The 1,395-nt window shown below is 50.5% G+C and carries 1 protein-coding gene; it reads left to right on the top strand.

Features of this window, described 5'->3' with window-relative positions:
• Positions 1-211: 211 nt before the first annotated feature.
• A complete protein-coding gene (locus tag PAN31108_RS26190) occupies positions 212-1,336 on the top strand; it encodes an AAA family ATPase (protein ID WP_174995152.1) in 1,125 nt (374 codons plus the stop codon).
• Positions 1,337-1,395 lie beyond the last annotated feature (59 nt).

Below are 1,395 nucleotides of genomic sequence, written 5' to 3' on the forward strand. Positions count from 1 at the left end.
CTTCTTCATGTTCGTCTTCTTCTCCGAAAACGAACTTTACTAGAATCCGGCTGGCCCTGTTTGCAGGGGGCATGTCATGAGTATCCTAAATTGCGTCCGCCAACTGTTGTTCCCGGATTTTGCGCAACTTTGTACCTGCGTTCTTTTACACGATTTTGTTCGTTATCCGCATCTTCGTATAATGTCATTAACATTATCGAAAGGGACGAAAATGGCGATCCGAGGAACAACCGAGGAGGAGTTGTTTCGCATTCTCAACGAAGAACTGAGCGCGTCGTCTCCCGTCACCTCGCCGGAGCATTTGTTCGGTCGAGAGGCTGCTCTTGAAAGAGTTCGGACCAGTTTGGCGATGCGGGGCCGGCAGATTTTCATTCATGGGGACCGTGGTGTCGGAAAAACCTCGCTAGCTCAGACCGCAGCTTTCCGTTTCCAGTCAGCGGATTCTCAACCTGTTATTACTAGCTGCCATAAAGCATCCACTTTCGAGTCGGTCATGCAGGATGTGATCGTCAAGTTGAGGGGCGGAAATCCGTACGAGTCAAAGCGGACCCTATCGTCTCGGTTGACACGGAATCTGGCTGCAGCGTTGCCACTTAGCTTCCTGTCAGTGAATGCAACGGCGACTAAGGATACGACCAGTCAGACGGAGGAAGCACTCTTGCCGCACATTCGTGATGCGAATGCTGCCGTAACGCTGTTGCTTCACGAAGATGATCGTGGATTGAGCAAGCAGCCAATCGTTGTGATAGATGAGTTTGATTTGATGAGCACCGTGGAGCGCTCTCATTTTGCCGACTTGTTGAAGCAACTGGGAGATCAGCGAGTTCCTATCAAGTTCATTTTTTGTGGCATCGGAGATACCGTCGACGATCTGCTGGAGGCTCACGGCTCCGCGAACCGCTATTTCGACGGCGTGAAAATTGAGCGGCTGAACGTTTCTTCACGCTGGGACATCATTGACAAGTCCGCCACCGCTCTAGGCCTTTCGGTTGATGATGAAGTGCGCCACCGTATTGCGGCAATAAGTGATGGTTTTCCGGTCTACATCCATCGAATTTGCGAGAAACTTTATCAGACCGTGTTCTACGATGAAGAGATTGTCGACGTTGTCGGTATTTCTCATTTGGACACTGCCATCGTTGAGACGATCATCGCGATCGAGCACTTCATCAGAAAGCCATATGACGCCACCCTGCTTCGTACCGACGGTGAAACGTTGGAGCTCGTACTGTGGGCACTAGCGGACCATAGTGATCTCACCCGAACACAGCGAAGCATTTTCGACTCGTATTCTAAGATTCTGGAAAGGCTGAGCTTGCCTGTATTGACCCAGTGAAAACCTGCTCAAGTCATAATCGAGGAAAAGACGATGAGCAAGGCGATGGAAGAAGACAT

Origin of the sequence: Pandoraea anhela (genome assembly GCF_902459655.1) — a bacterium.
Lineage (GTDB): Bacteria > Pseudomonadota > Gammaproteobacteria > Burkholderiales > Burkholderiaceae > Pandoraea > Pandoraea anhela.